Annotated in this window: 9 protein-coding genes; 4 read left to right on the plus strand and 5 right to left on the minus strand. The window is 45.3% G+C overall.

Features of this window, described 5'->3' with window-relative positions; translation table 11 throughout:
• Positions 1–139: 139 nt before the first annotated feature.
• The gene (locus QUA03_RS22255) at positions 140–739 is read left to right on the plus strand and encodes a class I SAM-dependent methyltransferase (RefSeq protein ID WP_333215030.1); all 600 of its coding nucleotides are present in this window, start codon (positions 140–142) and stop codon (positions 737–739) included.
• Between the two features lie 176 nt (positions 740–915).
• Here the strand turns inward: QUA03_RS22255 and QUA03_RS22260 are convergent, their stop codons facing one another.
• The 3 genes from QUA03_RS22260 to QUA03_RS22270 form a co-directional block, all read right to left on the minus strand.
• On the minus strand, positions 916–1,110 hold the full coding sequence (locus tag QUA03_RS22260; protein ID WP_333215032.1) for a DUF433 domain-containing protein: 195 nt from the start codon (positions 1,108–1,110) through the stop codon (positions 916–918).
• A 104-nt stretch (positions 1,111–1,214) separates the two neighbouring features.
• Positions 1,215–1,415, minus strand: coding sequence for a DUF2283 domain-containing protein (locus QUA03_RS22265; protein WP_333215034.1), 201 nt, complete (start codon positions 1,413–1,415; stop codon positions 1,215–1,217).
• A complete protein-coding gene (locus QUA03_RS22270) occupies positions 1,405–1,671 on the minus strand; it encodes a DUF4258 domain-containing protein (RefSeq protein ID WP_333215036.1) in 267 nt (88 codons plus the stop codon). The genes QUA03_RS22265 and QUA03_RS22270 overlap by 11 nt, the downstream gene beginning before the upstream one ends.
• 114 nt (positions 1,672–1,785) lie before the next feature.
• On the opposite strand from QUA03_RS22270, the gene QUA03_RS22275 reads away from it, so the two are divergent.
• Both QUA03_RS22275 and QUA03_RS22280 read left to right on the plus strand, forming a co-directional pair.
• Entirely contained in the window at positions 1,786–1,950 is a 165-nt protein-coding gene (locus QUA03_RS22275) for a DUF433 domain-containing protein (protein WP_333215038.1), read from the plus strand.
• 107 nt (positions 1,951–2,057) lie between these two features.
• Entirely contained in the window at positions 2,058–2,639 is a 582-nt protein-coding gene (locus QUA03_RS22280) for an antibiotic biosynthesis monooxygenase (RefSeq protein ID WP_333215040.1), read from the plus strand.
• Between the two features lie 165 nt (positions 2,640–2,804).
• Here QUA03_RS22280 and QUA03_RS22285 read toward each other — a convergent pair whose 3' ends face one another.
• Together QUA03_RS22285 and QUA03_RS22290 are read right to left on the minus strand one after the other, a co-directional pair.
• The gene (locus QUA03_RS22285; protein ID WP_333215046.1) at positions 2,805–3,782 is read right to left on the minus strand and encodes a heme o synthase; all 978 of its coding nucleotides are present in this window, start codon (positions 3,780–3,782) and stop codon (positions 2,805–2,807) included.
• A gap of 119 nt (positions 3,783–3,901) precedes the next feature.
• Positions 3,902–4,813 carry a heme A synthase gene (locus tag QUA03_RS22290; RefSeq protein ID WP_333215042.1) on the minus strand — a complete coding sequence of 304 codons (912 nt, stop codon included), beginning with the start codon at positions 4,811–4,813 and terminating at the stop codon, positions 3,902–3,904.
• A 903-nt stretch (positions 4,814–5,716) separates the two neighbouring features.
• On the opposite strand from QUA03_RS22290, the gene QUA03_RS22295 reads away from it, so the two are divergent.
• Complete coding sequence (locus QUA03_RS22295) at positions 5,717–6,310, plus strand: hypothetical protein (RefSeq protein WP_333215044.1); 594 nt, start codon at positions 5,717–5,719, stop codon at positions 6,308–6,310.
• The last annotated feature ends 25 nt before the right edge of the window (positions 6,311–6,335 follow it).

Here is a 6,335-nt window from a genome sequence, read left to right on the forward strand (position 1 = left end):
TATTCAAGCCGCAACGGGATTAACAAACGCTCAAAAAGCGACATTGAAAGCGTTAGGGGCGATCGCGTAGTCTGGGTGTACCGTAGAGAAAGATTTTAATTGTCCTGAAAATCTCGATCGCGACTTATGAGGTGACTCTATGGAGCCAAATGATACATCGGCCCGCTACGACCGAATAGCCCAATGGTGGCAAACTGAGCATCAACATTCAACCTACGGCATTGCCCAATTAGAACGGGCGATTAAATTTACTTCTAAGCAGCACGCAGCACTTGATGTCGGGTGTGGAAGCAGCGGGCGTTTTATTAACAGTTTATCCAAACATGGATTTCAGCCTGAAGGACTTGATATTTCTAGCGAAATGATCGATTTAGCCCAGCGGCTACATCCAGAAATCACGTTTTACCGGGAAGACATTTGTGATTGGCTGCCGCCGAAACTTTACAGCCTGATTGCAGCGTGGGATAGCACGTTTCACCTGCCAATCAACAAGCAAGCGCCTGTGATACAAAAGCTATGCGATGCGCTTGAACCCAATGGAGTGATCCTGTTCACTTGTGGCGGCGGACATACAAGCAGCGAGGTTTCGGGAGCATTTCAAGGTCAAGACTTTGATTACAGCACTTTGGGTGTAGATACTTTCCTGCAAATTCTGGTTGAGCATCATTGCACCTGCCGCCATCTCGAATATGACCAGTATCCTGAAAATCATGTTTATATTATTGCCCAAAAGACCTAATTTATTATTCGCACCATTAAAGTGTGGGATGTCGCAACTGGTGGCTGTAACCGGACGTTGATGGGCGATCGGCTGTATGAAGGCATGAATATTCGAGACCGGGCGGATTGACGAACGCTCAAAAATCGACTCTGAGAGCATTAGGGGCTTTGACATAATCATACTTAGTAGCAAGTTCAAAGCGCAGCTTTAATATCGTTAAGTTCCAAGTCTGGCAATTTTCCGCAAAACTCAAAAATTTGCTCCCCCGCAGCTAGCAACTCTAGGATATCGATGACTCGAATCCGCATTCCCCGGATGCAGGGACGACCGCCACATTGTCTTGGGTGCACTGTGATTCTGTCAAACAGATAAGCAACGGATGCTCGCATTGGTTAAAATTGCTTGAAACCTTTCTCTCTAGCTTACTTCATTTATCGCCCCAAACTCACACCGCGATCTAATTCTGCGATGCCACCTCGATCGAGCGCATCAACTACGTTGCGATCGTTAGTATGAGTTCTTGAGCATTAAACAGTTTACGTTTGGAGGCATTGAGAAATTCGATGCTAACTGGTTCGTCACTTTCGTCATAACTGACAATCACGCCTCCAGGTTCAGAGATAGCATTAGCTGGAAACGCATCACGGAAAATAAAAATCAGAATGTCTGCTTCTGCATCGTATTTAACTTTCATTGGGATTCTCCTGCCAATATCGCTTGACTTGATTTGTCCAGTACAGGGTTAAAATTCGCCTGGTTTGGCCAATTTCAACAAAGGGTACTCTCAGAAGACCATTGCCTCGTTTAATTTGAGCCACCAAAACATCCTCTTCCACGATAATCTGTTGAGGATTGGTGACAGTCGCTTCAACCTCTTCCCTGGTAATTCTCAATCGCTCCTCCCATTGTTGCTGACGCTCCTGGGCGTGTTTTGTCCAAACAATTTGCATATATCCTCATACTCCCGATTCCTCTGTAGGTTCCATTTTGGATTTTGCATTTTTAATTCTAACGCCTCTATAGGGTTTTCATCTATTATAGGTATAGTTAAGATTATAAAATTTATGACCACAGCAGTATCTATTGACATTGGTAAGCTCATTACACACACTCCCGGACTGCATGGTGGATGCCCCCACATCGTCGGTAAAGGCATTACCGTTCGCCGCATCGCAACCTGGTACAAGCGAGGATTGAATGCTGAAGAGATTTGCGATCGCATTCGTTAATCTCCCTTCTGTTTCCAGACGTGCTGCCGAAAATTGCCGAGTAATTTGGTGTCTCTAGGGCGGTTGTTCTGAATAAAACTTTTCTCTCAGTTAATTCTCTAAATTCTATGTTGGAAGAACCGTTGGCGAGCAATACCAGTGAAGAAAACTTTCTAGTCACCGCTGTGATCTCTCATGTAGTGAAACCGGGGCGCGACCAAGGTTACGAAGCATGGTTTCATGGCATCGCTGCAGATGCACGAAAATTCAAGGGACATCTGGGTGTCAGCACTATTCGACCCCAGCATCACGCTCATCCTGAGTACGTGGTCATTCTCAAGTTCGATTGCTACGACAATCTCAAGACATGGCTAGAATCTGATGTTCGGCGAGAGTGGATTGAGCGATTACAGCCCTTGATTGAAAGGCCAGAAGATATTCAAACCCTGACCGGATTGGAAACCTGGTTTACGCTGCCCAATAAATCGATGAAGGCTCCACCCCCTCGCTACAAAATGGCGTTAGTTACATGGTTGGGAGTGTTTTTTACCATTTCTATTCTCAATCGTTTGCTGGTACCGCTACTATCAGGGCTTCCTGCCTTGCTCATATCTCTGATGATCACAGGCCTCACTGTTATCCTGCTCACCTATTTGATCATGCCGCGCTTAACACAATTATTTCGCAAATGGTTATATCCCATTCCCTAAATTAAATAAACAAAACCCGCTAGATGCGGGCTGAATTTTAAGAATTGCAATTTAACTCACTACTATGACTTAGGCAGAAACCGGGTTTTTTAGCGAAATAGTGGATTTGAGACTTTAATACTGGTGAAAAACCCGGTTTCTTTGGTATTTCTGCGTAAGTCCTAACTACATCACAACTGCACTAATCAAAGTTTGCACATTTTGTACAACAGCAGTAGTAAAATTATGAGTCACAGGCAAACTGTCAACCACTATTCCGGCGCACAATAGCATCAGGTACAGAATAGAGTATTTAAAGAGCGATCGCGCAACAATCTTATCCTCTGGAGTCTGCAACAGCAACCAAGCTTTTTGGGCAAAAATAGCACCCAGGAAAATAGCTGTACCCGCATACACCGCGCCCGCTAAATGCAGGGGATAAACTAGCAGCAAAGTTGCAGGAATCATCAATAGCGTGTAAATCCAAATTTGGCGGGCTGTCTCTTCGTCGCCCTCAATTACGGGTAACATCGGGACGCCTACTTCCTTGTATTCGTCGCGAATCATCATTGCTAATGCCCAAAAATGCGGCGGTGTCCACAGGAAGATAATCCCAAACAGCAGCCACGCACCCCAACTCAAATCTCCCGTCACCGCAGCCCACCCAACTAGCGGGGGAATTGCCCCTGCTGCACCGCCGATGACGATGTTTTGCACGCTGTGACGCTTCAGCCAGTGGGTGTAAATTAGGACATAGAAAACGATGCCTGACATTGCTAGCAATGCCGCTAATAAGTTGGCAACAACTGTCAGCAATGTAAAGGATATTGTAGCTAGGGCGATCGCAAATATCAAAGCATCCCGCTTCTTGACACGGCCCGAAGGAATCGGCCGCCACCGGGTGCGCTCCATAATATAATCGATGTCGCTGTCGTAGACACAGTTAATCGTATTCGCCGACGCAGAAGCTAAAGCGCCTCCGGTAATAGTTGATACCAGTAATAGCGGGTCTACTTCTCCTTTGGCCGCCATCCACATTCCTGCTGATGTGGTGATTAGCAGCAGTAAAATAATTCTGGGTTTTGTTAGTTGATAGTAACTTTTCACCACTTGCGAAAAGTTTTCGTGGAGGCGGGGGCTGTCGTTGGTAAGGATTTCTTGCATCGGTTGTAAGCTGTTAGTAATTATTTGCGAATTCGTCATTAGGTTGTATGGGCGGGTTTTAGGATAAATATTTGCTGTAGCTACAAGGATTAATAAACCCGCCCCATCTTACTTATCTCTCAAGCTGATAAAACTCGATCGCGCCAAGCTAAAACACTAAAAGCTATCAGGGTTCCCAGCAAAGCAGCACCGACTGCTTGGTGGGCGACTGTCAGCGGTTCTACCTGAAGGTGCAGCCGGAAAGTTGCTAATCCCAGAACTAATTGAGCAATTAGGCAAACACTCGCCCAGTTAGCCAGTTTTCGCAAGTTTGGACTCAGTGCAGGCTGCCGCCAAGCCATGACTGCTACGGCTAAAGTCGCTGCTGTAGCTGGTACGATACCGGCGATGTGGCTGTTCATTACCGAGCACAATTCTGAGGAGTCTAAACATTGGTGCAGTGCCCATCTAGAGCCTACTAATGCTCCTAGCAAACTTTGCAGGTAAACTAATAATGCTGCGATCGAACTTACCCAAGCTAATTTGCCGACATTTCCTGTAGCTTGGTAGGGAGTCAGCATGAAACCGATGACTAGCAGGGTGCCAAAAAATAGTAAAGCTGTTCCCAAGTGAGCGGTAACGATGTCAAATCTCAGCAGTTGTGTTACTGTCAAGCCGCCCAATACGCCCTGAAAAACGATTAGAAATACTGCCCCAGCGCTCGCAATCGGCAGCCATTTTGGCAGGCGGCTGCGGTAAAACAAAGATAGTCCTAAAAGTGCGATCGCGCTCAAGCCAATTGCCGCTGCGTCCAACCGGTGAAACCACTCCAGAAATACCTGCAAATTCATTTGCGCTGCGGGTATTAATTGACCGTAGCACAGCGGCCAGTCGGGGCAAGCGAGCCCCGCATTCATGACTCGCGTGGCGCTGCCTACGGCCATTAACAGCCAGGTTGCGATCGCAATTTTCCACACTAGACCGCGGATAATATCTTGTGGCTGCCACTGCACTCCTGCTGCGTTTGGCTGATTTACAACTGAGTTTGCCATGAACTTTACCTTAGCCTTTGTTATCGATCGAACTTAATGAAATAGCGAGCTTTTACTTTTGCTGAGCTTAGCGGAGCTTAACACTCTTTTTCTGTGACAAACCGTCATATATACTACCTTAGCGACATCGCAATCCAATTAGTTTGTCTTTAGATATTTTTCAACTTTCCTCTTTACATTACAAAGTATTGCAGCTATTTTTATAAATTTCAACAAACTTTAATTATTTTACCGAACCCTTTGCTGTTACAGCCTCCCTCCCTGTCCCCCTCGCGGAGAAAAATAAAGATATGATTAAGAAAAGCTTTTTTTCAAAGGTTTATGATATATATCCAACTTTGAACGTAAAAATTTGTAACTAAATACAGGACTGAAGAGTTACCCCCTAAGTGTTTTTCAAGGTAGTTCTCAGGTTTACTCACGTCAGATTGTATAATTCAGTTCCAACACTCAGCGTTTTATCTAATTCACCAGTTATCATTTCTTGCCTGCTTAACTAAATTTGGAATGGAGGAAGTGGCGCTCTTGCAGGGTAAGGTTCACTAATCTTTGATGCGGTAACTTATAAAAATTCCTGCACTTTTCTGGTGGAACCACCTTGAAAGCATTCAGACTAAAGAGTGCGATCGCCCGGATTTGACTATGCCAATGTTACTGAATTATATCAGATCCGGGCGATCGCATATAATAAGGGAATAGTGACTACTGGATTTTAGGCTTGCAGGGTGTCTCAGCTCCGAAATCATCAATTGATAGATCCAATCACTCTATCTGACGCAATCTACATCAATTCGGGATCGCCAAGTTAAAATCACTTTTTCTCCTGGTTCAATGTTTTTGACTCGCTCCTAATAACTAATGACTAATGACTTCGTTATTTCAAAAATCTAAAAAGGTAAAATTATGTCCCAAAAAAACGAAACCGCTGTTCTGGTATTATCGCTCCTAATTACGATCGGGCTAGCCGGTGCAGGTATTTGGTGGCTGACAAGCCGAGGTGGCATCAATGTCGGGGGTTTATCACCCCAAAATCCGACATTTCCCAACTCTCCGACGGGGAATTCGCCCCAATCAGAGCAGGCAATTGGGCAGCGTCTGAGTGCGGGCCAAAAACTGTTACTTCCACAGCAAGCCACAACAACCAAACAAGCAGCAGTACAGGCGATCGCATCTGGCAACTATAACGCAGCTATTTCGGACTTACAAGCTTCGCTGAACACCAATCGCAACGATCCAGAAGCACTAATTTACCTCAACAACGCCCGCATCGGCGATCGCAAATCCTACACAATTGCCGCCGCAGTTCCCATTGGCAGCGATATCAATGGTGCTCAAGAAATTCTGCGGGGCGTCGCTCAAGCTCAAAATGAAATCAACCAAAGTGGCGGCATTAGCGGTACTCCATTAAAAGTGCTAGTTGCTAACGACGACAACAACCCAGAGATCATTGCTAACAAGTTAGAAGGGGGTAGATTTTGTCAATACCTCTTAGAATAGAAATATTAGGGAATAATAATGATAA

The sequence above is a fragment of the Microcoleus sp. S36b_A4 genome (genome assembly GCF_036700645.1).
Lineage (GTDB): Bacteria > Cyanobacteriota > Cyanobacteriia > Cyanobacteriales > Microcoleaceae > Microcoleus.

Bases quoted from the DNA above. Each gene is read 5' to 3' on its own strand.
- QUA03_RS22295 (WP_333215044.1), top strand. From the start codon at position 5,717: ATGTCCCAAAAAAACGAAACCGCTGTTCTGGTATTATCGCTCCTAATT.
- QUA03_RS22265 (WP_333215034.1), bottom strand. From the start codon at position 1,415: ATGAAAGTTAAATACGATGCAGAAGCAGACATTCTGATTTTTATTTTC.
- QUA03_RS22285 (WP_333215046.1), bottom strand. From the start codon at position 3,782: ATGCAAGAAATCCTTACCAACGACAGCCCCCGCCTCCACGAAAACTTT.
- QUA03_RS22275 (WP_333215038.1), top strand. From the start codon at position 1,786: ATGACCACAGCAGTATCTATTGACATTGGTAAGCTCATTACACACACT.
- QUA03_RS22260 (WP_333215032.1), bottom strand. From the start codon at position 1,110: ATGCGAGCATCCGTTGCTTATCTGTTTGACAGAATCACAGTGCACCCA.
- QUA03_RS22255 (WP_333215030.1), top strand. From the start codon at position 140: ATGGAGCCAAATGATACATCGGCCCGCTACGACCGAATAGCCCAATGG.
- QUA03_RS22280 (WP_333215040.1), top strand. From the start codon at position 2,058: ATGTTGGAAGAACCGTTGGCGAGCAATACCAGTGAAGAAAACTTTCTA.
- QUA03_RS22290 (WP_333215042.1), bottom strand. From the start codon at position 4,813: ATGGCAAACTCAGTTGTAAATCAGCCAAACGCAGCAGGAGTGCAGTGG.
- QUA03_RS22270 (WP_333215036.1), bottom strand. From the start codon at position 1,671: ATGCAAATTGTTTGGACAAAACACGCCCAGGAGCGTCAGCAACAATGG.